This window comes from Streptomyces tatrensis (assembly GCF_049310065.1).
Classification (GTDB): Bacteria; Actinomycetota; Actinomycetes; order Streptomycetales; family Streptomycetaceae; genus Streptomyces.
In genome coordinates, this window is the sequence record NZ_JBMDLB010000011.1 from 2,112,756 (window position 1) to 2,134,100 (window position 21,345).

The 21,345-nt window shown below is 68.3% G+C and carries 17 protein-coding genes; 5 read left to right on the forward strand and 12 right to left on the reverse strand.

What is annotated here, in order from left to right; genetic code table 11:
* Positions 1-29 precede the first annotated feature (29 nt).
* From prcB to arc, 5 genes are all read right to left on the reverse strand, one after another.
* Entirely contained in the window at positions 30-869 is an 840-nt protein-coding gene (gene prcB, locus ACODT5_RS25315) for a proteasome subunit beta (RefSeq protein ID WP_371615094.1), read from the reverse strand.
* Complete coding sequence (locus ACODT5_RS25320; RefSeq protein ID WP_422521549.1) at positions 821-1,420, reverse strand: endonuclease VII domain-containing protein; 600 nt, start codon at positions 1,418-1,420, stop codon at positions 821-823. Before ACODT5_RS25320 ends, prcB begins: the two co-directional genes overlap by 49 nt.
* A gap of 37 nt (positions 1,421-1,457) precedes the next feature.
* Positions 1,458-1,670 (reverse strand): ubiquitin-like protein Pup, encoded by a 213-nt coding sequence (locus ACODT5_RS25325; protein ID WP_030294332.1) that lies wholly within the window; start codon positions 1,668-1,670, stop codon positions 1,458-1,460.
* Positions 1,671-1,864: 194 nt separating this feature from the next.
* Positions 1,865-3,376, reverse strand: a complete 1,512-nt coding sequence (gene dop / locus ACODT5_RS25330; protein ID WP_403713296.1) for a depupylase/deamidase Dop — start codon at positions 3,374-3,376, stop codon at positions 1,865-1,867.
* Between the two features lie 251 nt (positions 3,377-3,627).
* Positions 3,628-5,394, reverse strand: a complete 1,767-nt coding sequence (arc, locus tag ACODT5_RS25335) for a proteasome ATPase (protein ID WP_385373510.1) — start codon at positions 5,392-5,394, stop codon at positions 3,628-3,630.
* A gap of 265 nt (positions 5,395-5,659) precedes the next feature.
* Between arc and ACODT5_RS25340 the strand changes: the two genes are divergently transcribed.
* Complete coding sequence (locus ACODT5_RS25340) at positions 5,660-5,980, forward strand: ferredoxin (protein WP_266910134.1); 321 nt, start codon at positions 5,660-5,662, stop codon at positions 5,978-5,980.
* A gap of 4 nt (positions 5,981-5,984) precedes the next feature.
* On the opposite strand, the gene ACODT5_RS25345 is transcribed toward ACODT5_RS25340, so the two are convergent.
* The 3 genes from ACODT5_RS25345 to ACODT5_RS25355 form a co-directional block, all read right to left on the reverse strand.
* On the reverse strand, positions 5,985-6,602 hold the full coding sequence (locus ACODT5_RS25345; RefSeq protein ID WP_422521550.1) for a hypothetical protein: 618 nt from the start codon (positions 6,600-6,602) through the stop codon (positions 5,985-5,987).
* 238 nt (positions 6,603-6,840) lie between these two features.
* Positions 6,841-7,788, reverse strand: a complete 948-nt coding sequence (locus ACODT5_RS25350) for a tRNA (adenine-N1)-methyltransferase (protein WP_422521551.1) — start codon at positions 7,786-7,788, stop codon at positions 6,841-6,843.
* Positions 7,789-7,806: 18 nt separating this feature from the next.
* Positions 7,807-8,940, reverse strand: coding sequence for a site-2 protease family protein (locus ACODT5_RS25355; protein WP_422525022.1), 1,134 nt, complete (start codon positions 8,938-8,940; stop codon positions 7,807-7,809).
* Between the two features lie 243 nt (positions 8,941-9,183).
* Here ACODT5_RS25355 and ACODT5_RS25360 point away from each other — a divergent pair, with 243 nt between their 5' ends.
* Both ACODT5_RS25360 and ACODT5_RS25365 read left to right on the forward strand, forming a co-directional pair.
* Complete coding sequence (locus tag ACODT5_RS25360; protein WP_422525023.1) at positions 9,184-10,089, forward strand: RecB family exonuclease; 906 nt, start codon at positions 9,184-9,186, stop codon at positions 10,087-10,089.
* 75 nt (positions 10,090-10,164) lie between these two features.
* A complete protein-coding gene (locus tag ACODT5_RS25365) occupies positions 10,165-10,839 on the forward strand; it encodes a response regulator (protein WP_422521552.1) in 675 nt (224 codons plus the stop codon).
* 126 nt (positions 10,840-10,965) lie between these two features.
* Here the strand turns inward: ACODT5_RS25365 and ACODT5_RS25370 are convergent, their stop codons facing one another.
* The 4 genes from ACODT5_RS25370 to metH all read right to left on the reverse strand — a co-directional run bounded on the left by ACODT5_RS25370 (position 10,966) and on the right by metH (position 19,145).
* Entirely contained in the window at positions 10,966-12,546 is a 1,581-nt protein-coding gene (locus ACODT5_RS25370; RefSeq protein ID WP_422521553.1) for an ABC transporter substrate-binding protein, read from the reverse strand.
* 117 nt (positions 12,547-12,663) lie between these two features.
* The gene (locus tag ACODT5_RS25375) at positions 12,664-14,268 is read right to left on the reverse strand and encodes an ABC transporter substrate-binding protein (protein ID WP_422521554.1); all 1,605 of its coding nucleotides are present in this window, start codon (positions 14,266-14,268) and stop codon (positions 12,664-12,666) included.
* Between the two features lie 479 nt (positions 14,269-14,747).
* Complete coding sequence (locus ACODT5_RS25380) at positions 14,748-15,449, reverse strand: HAD family hydrolase (protein WP_422521555.1); 702 nt, start codon at positions 15,447-15,449, stop codon at positions 14,748-14,750.
* 186 nt (positions 15,450-15,635) lie between these two features.
* Positions 15,636-19,145, reverse strand: coding sequence for a methionine synthase (metH, locus tag ACODT5_RS25385; protein ID WP_422521556.1), 3,510 nt, complete (start codon positions 19,143-19,145; stop codon positions 15,636-15,638).
* Between the two features lie 263 nt (positions 19,146-19,408).
* Between metH and ACODT5_RS25390 the strand changes: the two genes are divergently transcribed.
* Complete coding sequence (locus tag ACODT5_RS25390; RefSeq protein ID WP_422521557.1) at positions 19,409-20,176, forward strand: IclR family transcriptional regulator; 768 nt, start codon at positions 19,409-19,411, stop codon at positions 20,174-20,176.
* A gap of 329 nt (positions 20,177-20,505) precedes the next feature.
* Positions 20,506-21,288 (forward strand): MIP/aquaporin family protein, encoded by a 783-nt coding sequence (locus ACODT5_RS25395; protein ID WP_327251918.1) that lies wholly within the window; start codon positions 20,506-20,508, stop codon positions 21,286-21,288.
* Positions 21,289-21,345 lie beyond the last annotated feature (57 nt).

A 21,345-nucleotide genomic window follows, 5' to 3' on the forward strand; every position in this document is an offset into this window, starting at 1 on the left:
TTTCTTCTGGACGACGAGGAGGTCAGAGATCAGAGCAGGGCGGCGCGCGGACCGTCGGGCTGCTCCAGCCGGCGGTTCGTGATCTTGCGGGCCAGCTCCGAGGACTCCTCGTCGGTCAGCCTGCGGAATCCCTCGTCCGTCATGACGGTGACGATGGGGTAGATGTGGCGGTAGAGGTCCGGACCGCCGGTGGCCGAGTCGTCGTCGGCAGCGTCGTACAACGCCTGCACGACGAGCGTCGTGGCCTCCTCCTCCGTCAGCTTGGAGTGGTACAGCTTCTTCATCGAGCCGCGCGCGAAGATCGAGCCCGACCCGGTCGCGGCGTACCCGTGCTCCTCGGAGCGGCCGCCGGTCACGTCGTAGGAGAAGATCCGGCCCCGCTCCTTGGCCTCGTCGTACCCGGCGAAGAGCGGTACGACGGCCAGGCCCTGCATGGCCATGCCCAGGTTGCTGCGGATCATGGTGGAGAGCCGGTTCGCCTTACCTTCAAGGCTCAGCGTCGCCCCCTCCACCTTCTCGAAGTGCTCCAGCTCCAGCTGGAACAGCTTCACCATCTCCACGGCCAGACCGGCGGTGCCGGCGATGCCGACGGCGGAGAACTCGTCCGCCGGGAACACCTTCTCGATGTCCCGCTGCGCGATCATGTTCCCCATGGTCGCCCGCCGGTCACCGGCGAGGACCACCCCGCCGGGGAAGGTGGCGGCCACGATGGTCGTCCCGTGCGGCGCCTCGATGACCCCGTCGGGCAGCTTCCGGTTGCCCGGGAGCATCTCGGGCTGGTGCGCGCCCAAGAAGTCCATGAAGGACGACGACCCCGGCGTCAGGAAGGCTGCCGGTAGACGCCCTGTGCTTCGAGTGTTGGGTTCCACAGGTTTCCTTCCAGATATGAGACGACCCTACGAGCTGCGTCGGGATCGTCTCCCAACTTGCCGATGGCCGTGTTGCAGTTGAAGCAAAGTACGCCTCGGACCCTACCCGTGGTGTGGCAGTGATCCACATGTACGGCCGCGCGCTTTTTGCAGATGAGGCAGAGACCACCCTGCGCGGCGATCATCTCGTCGCGCTGGGCCTCGGTCATGCCGTAAGCGCGCTTGAGGTGACCTGCCCGACCCTGGATAACCCGGCACGCCTTGCACCGAGTGGACAGCCCGTCAGACGCTGTTGCGTTCTTGTGCCAGTCGCTGTGCGGCTTCACCTCACCGCACTGCCTGCAGAGCTTCCACCCCGCAGGCACTTCCACATGCTCTCTGACGGCCTTCCCCATGGCCGCCCGGCGGCGCCGGTAGTGCTCGGCGCCGTACGCTGCCACGCATTCACGACATCTGGGCTGAAGCCCGTCGCTCCGGTTGCGATCCGAGGCGAATCCGCTCAGTGGTATGTCACGGGCACACCCGCGACACCACTTCGTTCCATTGGGCATGGAGCACACACTGGCGGATTCGCCTTAGATTCGAAGGCTATTCGCCGCCTTTTTGTACGAAGCTCCGAACGAAGTCCTCGGCATTTTCCTCAAGTACATCGTCAATCTCGTCAAGTACCGAGTCGACGTCGTCGGAGAGCTTTTCCTGTCGCTCCTTGAGGTCGGTCGATTCTTCGACCGCAGCCTCCTCGACCTCCTCGGTCGAGCGCTGCGCCTTCTGCTGTCCGCCGCCGGTGTCCTTGGTCGCCATGTCTAGCTCACCCCGCTCGGTTCGCACGCTCACGTGAAAGACCCCGCGAATTCGGGATCCCTCAAGATCAGACTCTACGTCGGACCCTACAAGGAGGGTCCGACATCCGTCCCGGTACTTTCATAACGTCCGGATGTCTTCATGATTCCCGGGCCGGGGGCCTTTCAGCCCCCGCCCCGGGGACCGGAAAAGGCTTAGCGCCCCGAGAGCACCCGGACCAGGTCCTCCGCCGTGCGGCAGCGGTCCAGGAGCTCCTTCACGTGGGCACGGGTGCCCCGCAGGGGTTCCAGGGTCGGGACCCGCTGGAGGGAGTCGTGGCCCGGCAGGTCGAAGATCACCGAGTCCCACGAGGCCGCCGCCACGTCGTCCGCGTACTGCTCGAGGCACCGCCCCCGGAAGTACGCCCGGGTGTCCTCCGGCGGCTTGCTCTGCGCCCGCTCCACCGCCGTCTCGTCCAGCAGCCGCTTCATCTTGCCGCGGGCCACCAGGCGGTTGTACAGCCCCTTCTCGGGCCGTACGTCCGCGTACTGGAGGTCCACCAGGTGGAGTCGGGCCGCGTCCCATTCGAGGCCGTCCCGGCGCCGGTAGCCCTCGAGGATCTCCCGCTTCGCGATCCAGTCGAGCTCTCCCGACAGGCTCATCGGGTCGGTTTCCAGCCGGCCCAGTACGTCCTCCCAGCGGGCCAGCACATCCTTGGTCTGCTCGTCCGCGTCGGAGCCGAAACGCTCCTCCACGTACTTCCTGGCCAGCTCGTAGTACTCCATCTGGAGCTGTACGGCGGTCAGCGTCCGCCCGCTGCGCAGCGTGATCAGGTGCTGCAGGTCGGGGTCGTGGGAGACCTGGTGGAGGGTGCGTACGGGCTGGTCCACGGCGAGGTCGACGTTGATGTAGCCGTCTTCGATCATGGACAGGACCAGTGCGGTGGTGCCGAGCTTGAGGTAGGTGGAGATCTCGGAGAGGTTGGCGTCGCCGATGATCACGTGGAGCCGGCGGTACTTCTCGGCGTCCGAGTGCGGCTCGTCCCGGGTGTTGATGATGGGGCGCTTGAGGGTGGTCTCCAGGCCGACCTCGACTTCGAAGTAGTCGGCGCGCTGGCTGATCTGGAAGCCGTGTTCGCGGCCGTCCTGGCCAATGCCGACGCGGCCGGCGCCGGTGAAGACGAGGCGGGAGACGAAGAAGGGGGTGAGGTGGCGCACGATGTCCGAGAAGGGGGTTTCCCGCTTCATCAGGTAGTTCTCGTGCGTGCCGTAGGAGGCGCCCTTGTTGTCGGTGTTGTTCTTGTAGAGGTGGATGGGCTGGGCCCCGGGGAGCTGGGCGGCCCTGACGGCGGCCTCGGCCATGATCCGCTCGCCGGCCTTGTCCCAGAGGACGGCGTCGAGCGGGTTGGTGATCTCCGGGGAGCTGTACTCGGGGTGTGCGTGGTCGACGTAGAGGCGTGCGCCGTTGGTGAGGATGACATTGGCGAGGCCGATGTCCTCGTCGGTGAGCTGGCTGTTGTCGGCGGCCTCGCGGGCGAGGTCGAAGCCGCGGGCGTCCCGCAGCGGGTTCTCTTCCTCGAAGTCCCAGCGGGCGCGTCGCGCCCGGTGCATCGCCGCCGCGTAGGCGTTGACGATCTGGGACGAGGTGAGCATGGCATTGGCGTTCGGGTGCCCCGGGACGGAGATCCCGTACTCCGTCTCGATACCCATTACTCGCCGTACGGTCATGCGGCCCTCCTTGCCCGGCGGCGCTCCCGTTCGGGAGCGGCGCTCAAGTACCGCTTGTGCTCCGGTGCGTCGTGTGCGGTGCCCGTCCCCGCACTGCGCGACCTGCGGTATGGAAGAGCCTAGAACCACTCCGCGCTGGTGGGGAGATCATTTCAGTCATTGACTTTGCCCTGTCACCGGCTGAAAAGAGCAGTCGGTAAAGCAGTCGGCTGCGGGTGCCCTTGCCGGGCACCCGCAGCCGGCCCGCTTTGTCAGAGGTACTGACCGGTGTTGGCCACCGTGTCGATGGAGCGTCCGGTGTCCGCGCCTTGCTTTCCGGTGACGAGGGTTCGGATGAATACGATCCGCTCGCCCTTCTTTCCGGAGATTCGGGCCCAGTCGTCGGGGTTGGTGGTGTTGGGCAGGTCTTCGTTCTCCTTGAACTCGTCCACGCAAGCCTGGAGGAGATGGGCGACGCGAAGGCCCTTCTGGTTGTGCTCGAGGAAAGCCTTGATGGCCATCTTCTTCGCACGGTCCACGATGTTCTGGATCATCGCGCCCGAGTTGAAGTCCTTGAAGTAGAGGACTTCCTTGTCGCCGTTGGCGTACGTGACCTCGAGGAAGCGGTTTTCCTCGGTTTCGGCGTACATCTGCTCGACGACGGTCTGGATCATGCTGTGGACGGTTTCGGCCGTGGAGCCCTGGTGCTCACCGAGGTCGTCGGTGTGCAGGGGCAGCGTGGCCTTGAGGTACTTGGCGAAGATGTCCTTCGCGGCCTCGGCGCCGGGGCGCTCGATCTTGATCTTCACGTCGAGCCGGCCGGGGCGCAGGATGGCCGGGTCGATCATGTCCTCGCGGTTGGAGGCGCCGATGACGATGACGTTCTCCAGGCCTTCCACGCCGTCGATCTCGGCGAGCAGCTGGGGGACGATGGTGTTCTCCACGTCCGAGCTGACTCCGGATCCGCGGGTGCGGAAGAGGGATTCCATCTCGTCGAAGAAGACGATGACGGGGGTGCCCTCGCTCGCCTTCTCCCTCGCACGCTGGAAGACGAGGCGGATGTGCCGCTCGGTCTCGCCGACGTACTTGTTGAGGAGTTCGGGGCCCTTGATGTTGAGGAAGTAGGACTTCCCGGTGGGCTGGCCGGTGACCTCGGCGACCTTCTTGGCAAGGGAGTTGGCCACGGCCTTGGCGATGAGCGTCTTGCCACAGCCGGGGGGGCCGTAGAGCAGGATGCCCTTCGGGGGCCGCAGTTCGTGTTCCTTGAAGAGGTCGGGGTAGAGGTAGGGGAGCTCGACGGCGTCGCGGATCAGTTCGATCTGGTCGCCCAGGCCGCCGATCTTGTCGTAGTCGATGTCCGGGACCTCTTCGAGGACGAGGTCTTCGACCTCGCTCTTGGGGACGATCTCGTAGACGTAGCCGGAGCGGGGTTCGAGCAGCAGGGAGTCGCCGGGGCGGATGGTGACGTCCAGGAGCGGCTCGGCGAGCCTCACCACCCTTTCCTCGTCGGTGTGCCCGACCACCAGGGCGCGCTCGCCGTCCTCGAGGATTTCCTTGAGGGTGACGATGTCCCCGGCCCGCTCGTACTCCATGGCTTCGACCACGTTGAGCGCTTCGTTGAGCATGACCTCCTGGCCGCGCCGGAGGTCTTCCGGTTCGACGCTGGGGCTCACGTTCACGCGGAGCTTTCGGCCGCCGGTGAAGATGTCGACGGTTCCGTCTTCGTTGGACTGCAGGAAGACTCCGAAGCCGGCCGGCGGCTGTGCGAGCCGGTCGACTTCTTCCTTGAGGGCCACGATCTGGTCGCGGGCCTCGCGCAGGGTGTTCGCCAGCCGCTCGTTCTGAGCGGAGACGCCTGCCAGGTTCGTCTGGAGCTCGACGATCCGCTCTTCGAGAATCCTCGTGTGTCGCGGAGAGTCGGCGAGCTTACGTCGCAGGACGGCGATTTCCTGCTCGAGATAGGCAACCTGGCCGGCGGGGTCCTCAGACCCTCGCCCGGGCCGGATGCCGCGGTTGATGTCGTCGTCGTGGGCTGCCACGGTCCTCACCTCCTCCAAGGGGAGCTGGACGCTTTCTGACCCTACCTGGGCTGGTGGTGATTGAAACCCCTAGATCACAAAGACGGTAGGGGTGTGTCCGATCTTCACCCTTGCGTACTCCCTCCCGTCAAGGAAATACCCACCCATCAAACTCGGGAAGCAGCCGGTTGTAAGGTCGAACTGTTCAACACCCGTCAGAGCTCGTGCGACTTGCCGCGAGTATCCGACCGGGATGGATCACTCGAGGCAGGGAACGGCAGGAGATATGACCGTGCAGCAGGAGGTGTCCGCGGGGGGTTCCGGCGTGGCCGGAGAGCCGCTCGAGGTCTGGATCGACCAGGACCTCTGCACTGGCGACGGCATCTGTGTGCAGTACGCACCGGAGGTGTTCGAGCTGGACATCGATGGTCTGGCGTACGTGAAGAGCCCTGCCGACGAGTTGCTCGTGGAGGCGGGGGCGACCACTCCGGTTCCGTTGGTGCTGCTTCAGGACGTGGTGGATTCCGCGAAGGAATGTCCCGGGGATTGCATCCATGTAAGGCGGGTTTCGGACAGGGTGGAAGTCTTCGGTCCCGACGCGGAGTGAGGGTTCAAACTCCTGTGGGGCTCGGATCCGTAAGCTCCTGGCGGAATTTTCCGCCGGTCCAGCGCCACTTGGCGAGCTGTTCGGTATCGGGGCTGTAGCGGGGCACTTCGGGCGAGGAGTAGCCGAGGAGCTTCGCGGTGACGAGGCCGTCGCGGACGGTGAGGTCGGTCGCGGTCTGGTTGCGGGTGGCTTCGAGGAGTGTGGCGACGACGCGGGGGGCCGTGGTCTTCGCGGGGTCCTGGGCGAGGACGTAGACGGCGTGCGGCGGGGTGCCCGAGCCGGCGTCGCAGCGGACGGCGGCGATGGTTTCTGGTCGGCCGTCGCCGTCGAGGTCGCCTTCGGCGGTGGCCGTGACGGCTTGTGGGGCGCCCTTGCAGTCCAGCGGGTACGCGGCTGCGTGTGCGTCGGGGGCGGCCGCCCGGGGGCCGCTCGCGGGGCTCTCAGGGCTCGTGGTGCGTGCGGGGTCCGCGGAGGCTCCGGTGGCCGGGGCGGGCTGCAGGAGTCCGGCGCCGGCTATGACGGCGGCGAGGGCCGAGGCGGTGGCGAGCCAGTGGACGGGCCGGGTCCGGTGGTGCTCCGGGGTGGGGGCGGTCGGCGCCGGCTCGGCGGGGCTGTGCGGCACGCGGGGTGTCTCCTGTGCGAAGGGTGACGGGGAGCCAGCATCGTGCCACACCTCACATCGGGGTGGAACGGGTGGGTCCGGGCCGGCCGGGGTGCTCGTACGGGCCGGCCAGTGGGACAACGAAAAGACGCTGTGCCGCAGTTCCCGGATGTTCCGGGGGAACTGCGGCACAGCGTCTTCGTGTTGGTGGTGCGGGTCGCCCCGCCGGGTGGCGGGGCGGTCCTGGGGCTTCCGCTGCTCAGGCGTCGGAGGCGGTGTCCGCGGCGGCCGTCGCGGCGGTCTCCGCGGTCTTGGCCGCGGACTGGCTGCCGGGGCCGTCGTAGTCCTCGCCGTAGGCGCCCTTGGAGGGGCGGCGGCGGCGCATGGGGGGCTCGACGCCGTCCGCGAGGCGGCGGGCGGTGACGAGGAAGCCGGTGTGGCCGATCATGCGGTGGTCGGGGCGGACGGCCAGGCCCTCGACGTGCCAGTTGCGGATCATCGATTCCCAGGGCTGCGGTTCGGCGTAGCAGCCGAACTCGCGGATGGATTCGACGGTCCGGGAGAGCTGGGTGGTGGTGGCCACGTAGCAGCAGAGGATGCCGCCGGGGACCAGGGCCTTGGAGACGGCCTCCAGGCACTCCCAGGGGGCGAGCATGTCGAGGATCACGCGGTCGACGTCCGTGTCGGACAGGTTGTCCTGGAGGTCGCCCACGGTCAGCTGCCACGCGGGGTGCGGGCCGCCGAAGTAGCGCTCGACGTTGGCCGTGGCGATCTCGGCGAAGTCGGGGCGGCGCTCGTAGCTGTGGAGCATGCCCTGGTCGCCGATGGCGCGCAGCAGGAAGCTGCTCAGGGAGCCGGAGCCGACGCCTGCTTCGACGACGCGGGCGCCGGGGAAGATGTCGGCGAAGGCCAGGATCTGGCCTGCGTCCTTGGGGTAGACCACGGCGGCACCGCGGGGCATGGACAGGACATAGTCGGGGAGCAGGGGTCGCAGCGCGAGGTAGGCGACGTTGCCCGTGGTACGGACAACGCTTCCCTCGGGGGAGCCGATCAGCTCGTCGTGCGGGAAGGAACCCTTGTGGGTGTGGAAATTCTTCCCGGCTTCGAGCGTGAACGTGTAGTGGCGGCCCTTGGGGTCGGTGAGCTGTACCTGGTCCCCGACCTCGAAGGGCCCGCGTCGGCGGGCGGCACCGGTCGGTTCGGACATGTGACCAGTGTATTGGCTTCAGGACTGGGGCCGCGCCATGGCCTTCACGAAGGCCTTTTCGACGTCGAGGGTGGAGAGGACTCCGTAGATCGCGCCGTCGGGCTCCAGGACGAGGTATTCGGTGGCGGGGGTGGTGCGGAGGTGGTCGAGGAGTTCTTCGCCGGTGAGGTCCGCTGAAACCTTCATGCCGTCGGTGAGGTCTTGGGCGAGGGTGCCGGCGGCGACCCAGGGGCGGCGGTGTTCGGGGACGGAGGCGATGGCGCTCTCGCGGACGATGCCGGTGGGGTCTCCGAGTCCGTCGACGATGACGAGGGCGCGGGCGCCGGCTTCGTTGGCGCGGCGGAGGGCTTCGGAGAGGGGGGTGGCGTTCTCGACGGGGATGGCGCGGCGGGTGAGTTTGCGGGCGTGGAGTTCCGGGAGGTGTTCGCGCAGGCGGGCGACGCGGAGGCTGTTGCCGGCTCCGGTCCAGATGATGCCGGCGAGGATCGCGGCGAGGAGGGCGTCCATGACGGTGTCCATGCCGCCGATGTCGTCGGTGGGGTTGCCGAGGGTCCCGGTGTAGTTCAGGAGGGGCAGGCCGAGGAGGACGGCGACGGCGAGGGCGCGGCCGGCCCAGGCGGCGGCGATGGTGCCGGTCATGGGTTTGCCGGTGATGCCCCAGATGACGGCGCGGAGCATGCGGCCGCCGTCGAGGGGGAGGCCGGGGAGGAGGTTGAAGGCGGCGACGAGGAGGTTGGAGATCATGAGGCCGGCGAGGAGGACGCCGGGGACGCTGGCGGGTTCGACGGTTTTCATGCCGAGGTAGAAGGCGCCGGCGAGGAGGAGGGAGAGGAGGGGGCCGACGAAGGCGAGGACGAATTCGCGGCCCGGGGTTTCGGATTCCTTCTCGATCTCGGAGACGCCGCCGAAGAACTGGAGCTGGATGCGGCGTACGGGGAGTTTGAAGCGGAGGGCGGCGACGGTGTGGGCGAGTTCGTGGACGAGGACCGAGGCGTAGAAGGCGACGGCGAAGAAGAGGGCCACGAGGTAGCGCAGGGTGCCGAGGTCGGGGAGGATGCGGTCGAGCTGGTCGCCGAAGACCCAGGTGATGAGGGCGGCGACGAGGAACCAGCTGGGCGAGACGTAGACGGGCACGCCGAAGGGGCGGCCCATGAGGAGTCCGCCGCCCGGTCCTGAGCGCCGGCCCGCGCGCTCGCCGGTTTCGTCGGTGTCTGCCACGGTTGTCCTTCGTTCGCTGCTGTCCGGTGCGGTGGTGCGCCGGTGGTTCTGGTGTCTTTTTCCCGTGGTGTTCGGGGTGCGCCGTTGCGTGGTGTGATGCTCCGATCATGCAGTGCGAGGGGGGTCGGCGTCGATGGTATGCGCGTGCTGTCGGTGGCGGGTCGTAGGGTTTTGTCTATGACGACGAGCCCCGGCAGCGGTCCGGACGATGCAGTGAGCAGTCCCGTGCCCGGTCCCGTACCCGCGCAAGCGGTGGCCGTGGCTCCTTCTTCGCTGTCGCCTTCGCGGGCGAGCGACTTCATGCGGTGTCCGTTGCTGTACCGGTTCCGGGTGATCGACAAGCTGCCGGAGAAGCCGAGTGCGGCGGCGACGCGGGGGACGTTGGTGCACGCGGTGCTGGAGCGGCTCTTCGACCACCCCGCCGAGGAGCGGACGGCGCCGCGGGCGAAGGCGTTGATTCCGGGGCAGTGGGACCGGCTGGTGGAGTCGAAGCCGGAGTTGCTGGAGCTGTTCCCGGGGGGTGACGAGGGGGCGGGGCTGACGCGGTGGCTGGGCGAGGCCGAGGCGTTGGTGGACCGGTGGTTCACGTTGGAGGACCCGACGCGGCTGGAGCCGGTGGAGCGGGAGTTCTTCGTGGAGACGGAGCTGGATTCGGGGCTTCGGCTGCGCGGGATCATCGACCGGGTGGACGTGGCGCCGTCGGGTGAGGTGCGGATCGTCGACTACAAGACGGGGAAGGCGCCGCGGCCGGAGTATGCCGAGGGTGCGCTGTTCCAGATGAAGTTCTACGCGTTGGTGGTGTGGCGGCTGAAGCGGGTGGTGCCGCGGCGGCTGCAGCTGGTGTATCTGGGCAGTGGGGACGTGATCACGTACGACCCGGTGATCGAGGATCTGGAGCGGATGGAGCGCAAGCTGCTGGCGCTGTGGGAGGCGATCCGGGAGGCGACGGAGAGCGGTGACTGGCGGCCGCGGCAGTCGAAGCTGTGCGGCTGGTGTGATCATCAGGCGGTGTGTCCGGAGTTCGGTGGCACTCCCCCGGTGTATCCGCTGGCGCTGCCGTCCGCGGGCCGGGGCGAATCCTGATCTTGGGGTCAGGGCAGAATGGGCGGGGTTTCCCGTTGCTGTCCGCATGAACCCGATGAATACGAGGTGGACCCCGTGGCGATCCGCGTACTGCTGGTCGACGATCAGCCGCTGCTGCGTACCGGTTTCCGGATGATCCTGGAGGCCGAACAGGACGTGGCGGTGGTCGGTGAGGCCGGGGACGGTCTGCAGGCGTTGGACCAGGTGCGGGTGTTGCAGCCCGATGTGGTGCTGATGGACATCAGGATGCCGCGGATGGACGGGGTGGAGGCGACGCGGCAGATCACGGGTCCGGGGCGGGACGGTCCGGCGAAGGTGCTGGTGCTGACGACGTTCGATCTGGACGAGTACGTGGTGGAGGCGCTGCGGGCGGGGGCCAGTGGGTTCTTGCTGAAGGATGCGCCGGCGGCGGAGCTGGTGCAGGCGATCCGGGTGGTGGCGGGTGGCGAGGCGATGCTGGCGCCGAGCATCACGCGGCGGCTGCTGGACAAGTACGCGGGGCATCTGCCGTCGGGTGACGACAGCGTTCCGGACATGATCGCTTCGTTGACGGAGCGTGAGGTCGAGGTGCTGAAGCTGGTGGCCCGGGGCTTGTCGAACGCGGAGATCGCGGCGGATCTGTTCGTGAGCGAGACGACGGTGAAGACGCACGTGGGTCATGTGCTGACGAAGCTGGGTCTGCGGGACCGGGTTCAGGCGGCGGTGTACGCGTACGAGAGCGGTCTGGTGCGTCCGGGGGCCGGTCAGTAGGCGGCTCGGGCCGCTGTCGCCCTGTCGCCGGGGTCGGCTGGTACGGGTACAGGTACGGGTACGGGCCCGCTTCCGCTGGGTGCGGAGGCGGGCCCGTCGTCGTTCGGGGTGCCCGGGTGGAGCGGCTCAGCCCTTGCTGATCTCCCAGAAGCGGAAGACGGTGGAGGCGTCGAGGGACCACTGCAGGCCGGTCACGTTCGGGCGGGTGACGGCGTACTGCTTGCCCTGCCACAGCGGGAGGAGCGGGATCTCCTCGGCGACGATGTCCTGGAGGCGGGCGTAGTCCTTGCTGGCGGTGCCGCGGTCGGACTTGGCGGAGGTCGACGGGATGATCGTCCCGGTGATCTCCTTGTTCTCGTAGTTGTTGTGCAGCACGTTGTCGGGGCCGAAGAAGGGCTGCGTGAAGTTGTCGGCGTCGGGGTAGTCGGGGACCCAGCCCTTGACGTAGACGCCGTACTTGCCTGCCTGGATGTCCTTCTCGTACTGCTCGAACTCGACGGACTTGACGTCGGCTTCGAAGAGGCCGCTGTCGTTGAGCTGCTTGGCGATGAGGCGGAATTCCTCGTCGGTCGAGGGGCCGTAGCGGCTGGGCGTCGAGTACAGGGTGATCTTCACCTTGTCCTTGATGCCGGCGGCGCGGAGGGTGGCCTTGGCCTTCTCGGGCTGGGGGGTGCCGCCGTAGCGGTCGAAGAAGGCGGTGGTGTGGGAGGCGATGCCGGCCGGGACGATGGAGTAGAGCGGGGTGGCGGTGCCGTCGTAGACCTCTCGTACGAGGGCTTCCCGGTCGACGAGGTAGGCGATGGCCTTGCGGACGGGGAGCTTTCCGGCGACGGGGTCGCTGGTGTTGAAGACGAGGTGTTCGACTTCGGCGCCGGAGCCCTGGACGACCTCGACCTTCTGCTCGCCGGTCTGGGAGGCGAGGCCGGCGATGTCCTTGGCGGCGAGGCCGCGGAAGGCGAAGTCGACGTCTCCGCTTTCGAGGACCTTCTTGAGGGCGGCCTGGTCCTCGTTGAAGAACTTCATGGTGACGCCGCTGTTCTTCGGCTTGGCCTTGCCGGTGTAGCTGTCGTTGACGGAGAAGGCGGCGCTCTTGTCGTTGATCGAGTCCAGCTTGTAGACGCCGGAGCCGAAGGCCTTGCCGTCGGTGCGGAGTTTGTCCGCGGGGTACTCGGTGTGGTCGACGATGGAGCCCGCGCCGGATGCGATCTTGCTGGGGAAGGTCGCGTCGGGGGCCTTGAGGTTGAAGACCACGGTCTTGTCGTCGGGGGTGTCGATGGTGCCGATCGACGCGAGCATGACGGCGGGGCCGTTCTCGTCGTTGATCTTCAGCGTGCGCTCGAAGGAGTACTTGACGTCCTTGGCGGTGAGGCTGTTGCCGTTGCTGAACTTCAGGCCGCCGCGCAGGGTGCACACGTAGGTCTTGCTCTCGGTGCCCTCGAACCCGCAGGCCTGGGCGGCGTCGGGCTCGGGGGTGGTGCCGCCCTTGGGGAAGCTGAGCAGCGACTGGAAGACGTTGTTGAAGAGCAGCCAGGAGCCCGGGTCGTAGCCCGAGGCGGGGTCGGTGGCCTTCACCTTGTCGGATATGCCCATGACGACGCCCTTGCCGCTGCCGGCGCTGGAGCCGTCCGTCGCACCGCAGCCGCTGAGCAGCGCGGCGGCGGTGGCCGCTCCGAGCGGGGCGGCCAACCACTGGTTCCGTGTCTTCACGCGAACGTCCTTCTCAGTCTCACTGGCAGGTCTGGTTCTGTCTGGCTGGTGCTGCGGCCCGTGGTGGGGGTCACGGGCCTGGGGCTACGGCGGGAGGCCGGGGCCTGGTGTCGGGTGTCAGCCGCTGACGCCGCGGCCGAGTTCCCACAGCTGGAGGTCGGAGATGGCGTTGACCGACCACTCCACTCCGGTGATCCCGTCGCGTGCGGCGACGTACTGCTTGCCCTGCCACAGGGGCAGGACGGGTACGTCCTCGGCGACGATGTCCTGCATCTCCGCGATCGCGGGGCCGGCGACGCCCCGGTCGATGGCCCGGCGCGATTCGGGGATGAGCTTGGTGCGCACCGTGGTGTTGGCGTACGGCGTGCCGAGGAAGTTGTCCTGCTCCAGGAAGGGGGCGAGGAAGTTGTCGGCGTCGGGGTAGTCGGGGAACCAGCCGAGCCCGTAGGCGGCGTAGTCGCCCTTCTTCTGGGCGGGCCTGAAGTCGGCCCAGTCGGTGCCCTGGACGGTGATGTCGAAGAGCTGGGTGGAGTTCAGCTGGGCCTTGAGGGCTTCGAACTCGGCCGCGGTGCCGTCGCCGTAGTGGTCGTTGGTGTAGTTGAGGGTCAGCTTGACCGGGGTTTTGATTCCGGCGTTCTTCAGCAGGTCGGCGGCCTTGGCGGTGTTGGCTTCGCCGTACTTGTTGAAGAAGGAGTTGACGTGGCCGCTCAGGGTGGTGGGGACCAGGGAGTACAGGGGCTGCGCGGACTTGCCGTAGACCTTGGCGATGAGGGCGTTGCGGTCGACGGCTGCGGCGAGGGCCTGGCGTACGGCCTTGTCCTTGACGGCGGGGGCTTCGGTGTTGAAGCCGAGGTAGCGGATCTCCAGGCCGGGCATGGGGACGAGCTTGATGCCCTTGGGGGGGTTGGCGGAGAGCTCGGTGATCTGGGCGGGCGACAGGGTGCGGGAGACCATGTGGATGGTGCCGCTTTCCAGGGCCTTGCCCATGGCTTCGGAGTCGTCGAAGGCGCGCAGTTCGGCCTTGTCGTTCTGCATCTTCAGGTCGCCGCGGTAGTTCGGGTTCTTGCTGAAGACGGCGCGGACGAGGCGGTTGCCCTTGACTTCGGCCTTCATGGTGTAGGGGCCGGAGCCGTCGACGGCGAAGCCCGTGCGGAGCTTCTTGGAGTCGTACTTCTTGGAGCTGATGATGCCGGCGGCGGGGGTGGAGAGTTTGTACGGGAAGGTGGCGTCGGCGGTCTTCAGGTGGAAGACGACGGTGTCGGTGCCCTTGGTTTCGACGGTGTCGATGGTGGAGAGCAGCGAGGAGGGGCCGTTCTCGTCCTTGATGGCGAGGACGCGCTCGATGGAGAACTTGACGTCCTGTGCGGTGAGGGCGCTGCCGTCGGCGAAGGTGAGGCCGGGGCGCAGGACGCAGCGGTAGCTCTCGTTGCCGGTGTCGGTGAAGCGGCATTCGGTGGCTGCTTCGGGGACGGGCTTGCCGCCGCCGCGCGGGGTGTGCATCAGGGTCTGGACGGTCTGGCGGAGGATGTTCCAGGTGCCGGCGTCGTAGGCGTAGGCGGGGTCGAGCGGGGCGGGGGCGTAGTCGGCCGCCTCGAACCGGTCGGTGGTGCCGACGACGATCGCTCCGGATCCCGCTCCTGCTCCGCTGGTGCTGCCGCAGGCGGTCAGCGCGGGGGTGAGCAGTCCGGCGGCTGCCGTCAGCGCCATGGTCTTGCGGTTCATGCTGGAAGTACTCCCTCGACCCGGCACTTGTTCAAAGCTGGCGTGGAGGGCATCGCGACGGTCGCCCGTTCTGGGCGGAACGATCGGGCCGGTGGTGTGACGATCGGTCCACGCGGTTCCGGAACAGGGGTGTGTATCCGGGACGGCTGAGGTGCGGCGCAGTGCCCGGATCGACATTAGTGGCCTGCGGAGGGGTGGCTTGAACCGCGTGGATCGGGGGTGTTGTCGCTCTGTTGCGGGAGTTGACCCGGGGTGTGCGCGGGGCGGTGCGCAGATTCGGTCAGGTGCTGATCAATGGGGACACAAGGGGTGGCGCGAGGGGGCGCGCAGTGGTGCGAAGGGGGCTTTGTGGGTGACAAAGGTCACCCGGTACAACTCCCCCGGTAGGGATGGAATTTCGGCCTCCGGGGAAGTGCGCGGGAGATCCGCCCGCGGGACCTTGGTCCTGGGGCGGATCGTCCGGTACGGAGCGTGCGCGGTCAGTTCAGCGGAGTGATGAGGGAGCGCAGGAAGGGCAGGTCGACGTCTTCGAGGGAGCCGACGATGGTGCGGCCGGGGGCGGGGGCGATGTGGCCGACGGAGGGGATGGCGACGACCCTGCATCCGGCGGCTTCGGCGGCGGCGACGCCGGTGGCGGTGTCCTCGATGACGGCGCAGCGGGAGGGGTGGGCTCCGAGGGCGCCGGCGGCGAGGAGGTAGGGGTCGGGGTGGGGCTTGGTGCGCGGGACCTCGTCGCCGGCGACGGTCATGGTGAAGCGGTCGCGGCCGAGGGTGAGCAGGACCTGGTCGATGACGCGCCGGTGGGAGGCGGAGACCAGGGCGGTGGGGACGTTGTGCCGGGCGAGTTCGCTCAGGAGGCGTTCGGCGCCGGGCATGAGGGGGACGCGGTCGGCGATGCGGGCTTCGAAGCGCTCGTTGAGCAGGACGGTGAGTTCGGCGAGGCCGATGTCGGCGCCGGTGGCTTCGATGAGGAAGCGACCGCTGCGGGTCATGGGGCCGCCGACGACGATGTCGCGCCAGGATTCGTCGAGGCGGTGGCCGAGTTCGCCGAAGACGCCGACTTCGATCTCCCACCAGAATCCCTCGGTGTCGACGAGTGTGCCGTCCATGTCGAGCAGCACCGCCTGCAGGGCGTGTCCGTCGGCCGTACGGGCGACGGGGGCGGGGACTGTGCTCGTCATGCGCGCACCTTTCCGGGGGTCCGTTGGGGACGAGAAGGCCGGTCACCTCGCCTCCGGGGGCGTGCCCGGGGGAACAGGTGACCGGCCTGTATGGGACCGACAAGTGTACGCCGGTCCGTCTCGATGTGCGTTGAATTACGTGTCGGGGTGCGGCGGGGTACGTCTGTGCGTGCGCTGGGGCGGGTGTCAGCGTGCGTTGAAGTACTTCGCTTCGGGGTGGTGGATGACGATGGCGTCGGTGGACTGCTCGGGGTGGAGCTGGAACTCCTCGGAGAGGTGGACGCCGATGCGCTCGGGCTGGAGGAGGTCGGCGATCTTGGCGCGGTCCTCCAGGTCGGGGCAGGCGCCGTAGCCGAGGGAGAAGCGGGCGCCGCGGTACTTCAGGTCGAACATGTCCTCGACCTTGGAGGGGTCCTCGCCGCCGAAGCCGAGCTCGGCGCGGACGCGGGCGTGCCAGTACTCGGCCATGGCCTCGGCGAGCTGGACGGAGAGGCCGTGGAGCTCCAGGTAGTCGCGGTAGGAGTCGGACTCGAACAGCTTGGCGGTGGCTTCGCCGATCTTGGAGCCGACGGTGACGACCTGGAGGCCGACGACGTCGGTTTCGCCGGATTCTTCGGGGCGGAAGAAGTCGGCGAGGCACAGGCGGCGGCCGCGGCGCTGGCGCGGGAAGGTGAAGCGGGTCCGCTCGTTGCCGGCGTCGTCGAGGATGATCAGGTCCTCGCCCTTGGAGACGCAGGGGAAGTAGCCGTAGACGACGGCGGCTTCGAGGAGGTTCTCGGTGTGCAGCTTGTCGAGGAGGCCGCGCAGGCGCGGGCGGCCTTCGCTCTCGACGAGTTCCTCGTAGGTGGCTCCGCCGGCGCGGGCCTGCTTGAGGCCCCACTGGCCCTTGAAGAGGGCGCCTTCGTCGAGCCAGGAGGCGTAGTCCTTGAGCGGGATGCCCTTGACGACGCGGGTGCCCCAGAACGGCGGGGTGGGCACGGGGTTGTCGGTGGAGGTGTCGGAGCGGCCGCCGGGCTCTTCGGTCTCCTCGGCGGCGGCGGGTGTGTCGCGCTTGGCGACGCGGCGCTGCTTGAGTTCGGGGAGGGAGGCGCCGGGGACTCCGCGCTTGACGGCGATGAGGGCGTCCATCAGGCGCAGGCCCTCGAAGGCGTCGCGGGCGTAGCGGACTTCGCCCTCGTAGATCTCGTGGAGGTCCTGTTCGACGTAGGCGCGGGTGAGGGCGGCGCCGCCGAGGATGACCGGGTAGTCGGCTGCCAGCTTGCGCTGGTTGAGCTCCTCCAGGTTCTCCTTCATGATCACCGTGGACTTGACCAGGAGGCCGGACATGCCGATGACGTCGGCCTTGTGTTCCTGGGCGGCTTCGAGGATCGCGGAGACCGGCTGCTTGATGCCGATGTTGACGACGTTGTAGCCGTTGTTGGTGAGGATGATGTCGACGAGGTTCTTGCCGATGTCGTGGACGTCGCCGCGGACGGTGGCCAGGACGATGGTGCCCTTGCCCTCGTCGTCGCTCTTCTCCATGTGCGGTTCCAGGTGGGCCACCGCGGTCTTCATGACCTCGGCGGACTGGAGCACGAAGGGGAGCTGCATCTGGCCGGAGCCGAAGAGTTCGCCGACGACCTTCATGCCCTCCAGGAGGGTGTCGTTGACGATGTCGAGGGCGGGGCGGGTCTGGAGGGCCTCGTCGAGGTCGGCGTCCAGGCCGTTCTTCTCGCCGTCGATGATGCGGCGCTGGAGGCGTTCGTCCAGGGGCAGGGCGAGGAGTTCCTCGGCGCGGCCGGCCTTCATCGACTTGGTGTTGACGCCCTCGAAGAGGGCCATCAGCTTCTGCAGCGGGTCGTAGCCCTCCGCGCGGCGGTCGTAGATCAGGTCGAGGGCGGTGGTGACCTGCTCGTCGTCGAACCGTGCGATCGGCAGGATCTTGGACGCGTGCACGATCGCGGAGTCGAGGCCGGCCTTGACGCACTCGTCGAGGAAGACGGAGTTCAGGAGGACTCGGGCGGCCGGGTTGAGGCCGAAGGAGATGTTGGAGAGGCCGAGGGTGGTCTGGACGTCGGGGTGGCGGCGCTTGAGTTCGCGGATCGATTCGATCGTGGCGATGCCGTCCTTGCGGGACTCTTCCTGGCCGGTGCAGATGGTGAAGGTCAGGGTGTCGATGAGGATGTCCGACTCGAGGATCCCCCAGTTGCCCGTGAGGTCGTCGATGAGGCGCTCGGCGATGGCGACCTTGTGCTCGACGGTGCGGGCCTGGCCCTCCTCGTCGATGGTCAGCGCGATGAGGGCCGCGCCGTGTTCCTGGGCGAGGCTGGTGACCTTCGCGAAGCGGGACTCGGGGCCGTCGCCGTCCTCGTAGTTCACGGAGTTGATGACGGCGCGTCCGCCGAGCTTCTCCAGGCCGGCCCGCAGGACGGGGACCTCGGTGGAGTCGAGGACGATCGGCAGGGTGGAGGCGGTGGCGAAGCGTCCGGCGAGTTCCTTCATGTCGGCGACGCCGTCGCGGCCGACGTAGTCCACGCACAGGTCGAGCATGTGCGCGCCCTCGCGGATCTGGTCGCGGACCATTTCGACGCAGTCGTCCCAGCGGGCCTCGAGCATCGCGTCGCGGAACTTCTTCGACCCGTTCGCGTTCGTCCGCTCGCCGATCGCCATGTACGAGATGTCCTGGCGGAAGGGGACCGTCTGGTAGAGGGAGGACGCGCCGGGCTCGGGGCGGGGCTCGCGCGGGGCGGGGCTGAGGCCGCGGACGCGCTCGACGACCTGGCGCAGGTGCTCGGGGGTGGTGCCGCAGCAGCCGCCGACGAGGGAGAGGCCGTACTCGCGGACGAAGGTCTCCTGCGCGTCGGCGAGCTCGCTCGCGGAGAGCGGGTAGTGGGCGCCGTTCTTGCCGAGGACCGGCAGGCCCGCGTTGGGCATGCAGGAGAGGGGGATGCGGGAGTTGCGCGCGAGGTAGCGCAGGTGCTCGCTCATCTCGGCGGGGCCGGTGGCGCAGTTCAGCCCGATCATGTCGATGCCCAGGGGCTCCAGCGCGGTGAGCGCGGCGCCGATCTCCGAGCCGAGCAGCATCGTGCCGGTGGTTTCCACGGTCACGGAGCAGATCAGCGGGACGGACACGCCGAGGGCCTCCATGGCGCGGCGGGCGCCGACGATGGAGGACTTGGTCTGCAGCAGGTCCTGGGTGGTCTCCACGAGGAGCGCGTCGGCGCCGCCGGTGATCAGGCCCTCGGCGTTGATCTGGTAGGCGTCGCGGATGGTTCCGTAGTCGATGTGGCCCAGGGTGGGCAGCTTGGTGCCGGGGCCCATGGAGCCGAGGACCCAGCGCTGCTGCCCGGTGGAGGCGGTGAACTCGTCGGCGATCTCGCGGGCGATCCGGGCGCCGGCGAGCGACAGCTCGTGGTTGCGGTCCGCGATGTCGTACTCGGCGAGGGCGGCGTAGTTCGTGCCGAAGGTGTTGGTCTCGACGCAGTCGACGCCGGCCTCGAAGTACTCGCGGTGCACGTTGGCCACGATGTCGGGGCGGGTGACGTTGAGGATCTCGTTGCAGCCTTCGAGCTGCTCGAAGTCTTCCAGGGTCGGGTCCTGGGCCTGGAGCATGGTTCCCATGGCTCCGTCGGCGACGACCACGCGGGTCGCCAGTGCCTGGCGGAGGGCATCGGCCCGGGTCTGGGTGTCAGCGGGCTGGTTCGGCAACGAGGCCATGGGTGAGCTCCCTGGGATGCGACGGCTGTCGGCTTTGCACCCCTCCTGTGTCAAGGGTGCACGCGGCCAGGGTAACGGTGCCGACTCGAGCCCGGTTAGGGCGTCCCACGTGGCGGACTGCATTCTGTGCCGGTGGGGTGGCGGCTTTCGGCCCGGGTGTCCTGGACGACTCGTCCGGCGGAGACTCGCCCTCGCCCTGCACGAAGTCGGCATCGACCGATAGTGTTCAGCATTGTCGAACTACGTCAGCAGGAGGCTGCGCGATGGCACGGAACATCCAGTCGCTCGAACGAGCCGCTGCGATGCTGCGGCTCCTGGCGGGCGGCGAGCGCCGGCTGGGGCTCTCGGACGTGGCCTCCTCCCTCGGCCTGGCCAAGGGCACGGCGCACGGGATCCTGCGCACGCTGCAGGCCGAGGGGTTCGTGGAGCAGGACCCGGCCTCGGGCCGCTACCAACTCGGCGCGGAGCTGCTGCGCCTGGGCAACAGCTATCTGGACGTCCACGAGCTGCGGGCGCGCGCCCTGGTGTGGACGGACGACCTGGCCCGCGCGAGCGGGGAGAGCGTGTACGTCGGGGTGCTGCACAAGAGCGGGGTGCTGATCATGCACCACGTGTTCCGGCCCGACGACAGCCGTCAGGTGCTGGAGGTGGGAGCCATGCAGCCGCTGCACTCCACGGCCCTGGGCAAGGTGCTGTCCGCCTACGACCCGGTGGCGCACACGCAGGTCATGGAGGTGGAGCGGGAGGCGTTCACCCCCCGCACGGTCACCGATGCGGCCGGGTTCGAGGAGGTCCTGACCCTGATCCGGGCCCGGGGCTGGGCCGGCGACATCGAGGAGACCTGGGACGGGGTCGCCTCGGTGGCGGCCCCCATCCACGACCGCCGCAGGATGCCGGTCGGCGCGATCGCCGTCGCGGGCGCCGTGGAGCGGGTGTGCGGGGAGTCCGGGGAGCCCCTGCCGTCCCTGGTGGCGTCCGTACGGGACTGCGCACGGGCGGTTTCGCGCGATCTCGGGGCGGGCCGGTTCTGACCTTGGCCTGAGCCCCTCACCCTGCCTGAACCACCCAACGGCCACACAAAAGTGGCATTTGGGTGGTTCTTGGCGTTTGATGATCAATCAATGGCCTAATTTGTTCGATCCTCCCTAGTGGTAACGATCCGACTCATTGGCCTGGTCAACCCTTGACGCCCGCTTCACATGGGCGGAAAACTGCCGTTCACCGGTCGGCATTGCCGAACACCTAACGGCAATACGCGTTAGGGTGTGGCAAGGCCAAGGACCGGTGCAGCACTCACCGAGTGCGTGGGCCGCCGGAGGGACCCGGCGGCCGACCCCCCTGAACGACAAAGGAGTCGCGGGTGTCCAGCTCCGACATCTTCATCGGCGAGACCATCGGTACCGCCCTGCTCACCCTGCTCGGTGGCGGCGTGTGCGCCGCCCTGACGCTCAAGAGCTCCAAGGCCCGCGGCGCCGGCTGGCTCGCGATCACCTTCGGCTGGGGTTTCGCCGTCCTGATCGCCGCCTACGTCTCCGCGCCGCTCTCCGGTGCGCACCTCAACCCGGCGGTCACCGTCGGCATCGCGATCAAGGACGGCGCCTGGGGCGACGTACCGGTCTACTTCGCCGGCCAGCTGCTCGGCGCCATGATCGGCTCGGTCCTGATGTGGCTCGCCTACTACGGCCAGTTCCAGGCGCACCTCGCCGACCCGGAGCACATCCGTGACGCCAAGCTCGGCCCCGAGGACCCGCACCCGCACGACGTGGCCGGCCCGGTGCTCGGCATCTTCTCCACGGGCCCCGAGATCCGCAACGTCGTCCAGAACCTGACGACCGAGATCATCGGCACCGCCGTCCTGGTTCTGGCCATCCTGACCCAGGGCCTGCAGGACGACGGCAAGGGCCTCGGCGTCATCGGCGTCCTGATCACCTCGTTCGTGGTGGTCGGCATCGGCCTCTCGCTCGGCGGCCCGACCGGCTACGCCATCAACCCGGTCCGCGACCTCGGCCCGCGCATCGTCCACTCCCTGCTGCCGCTGCCCAACAAGGGCGGCTCGGACTGGAGCTACTCCTGGATCCCGGTACTCGGCCCCCTCGCGGGTGCCGCGCTCGCCGGCGGTCTGTACAACATCGCGTTCGCCTGATCAGCAATCGGCACCACGGCACCATCCGCACCGCCATTCTGATTCCGCCTACTTCGA